Source organism: Parvimonas sp. M20 (assembly GCF_035282425.1).
Classification (GTDB): domain Bacteria; phylum Bacillota; class Clostridia; order Tissierellales; family Peptoniphilaceae; genus Parvimonas.
Map to the genome: position 1 here is coordinate 1 of NZ_JAYKBQ010000191.1, position 265 is coordinate 265.

The window sequence follows — 265 nt, forward strand, 5'->3', positions numbered from 1 at the left end:
CCGCACGGGCACGGCGCGTTGCGGCTGATCCCGCTGTCGGCCCAGGGATCGGTGCCCATAGGCACCTGTCCCGGCCCTTGCGCGCCGAGCAGGCCCATCGCCGACGCAGCGCTGGGGATCGGGCGGGCGTCGTCCTCACCGGTCAGCGGATCGACATGGCTGGCCAGGAAGCCCGGATTGGTCAGGAAATCGGGCAATTCGGGCAGCGCGCCGAAATCGGCCATCGGTTCGGGCGGCTGCATGCGGAATTCGGCGGTCATCAGGA

Annotated in this window: 1 protein-coding gene; it reads right to left on the minus strand. The window is 70.2% G+C overall.

Annotation, left to right across the window (positions count from 1 at the left end):
- On the minus strand, positions 1 to 265 hold a 265-nt coding region (locus tag VJI93_RS08930; RefSeq protein WP_324009345.1), incomplete at both ends, for a hypothetical protein.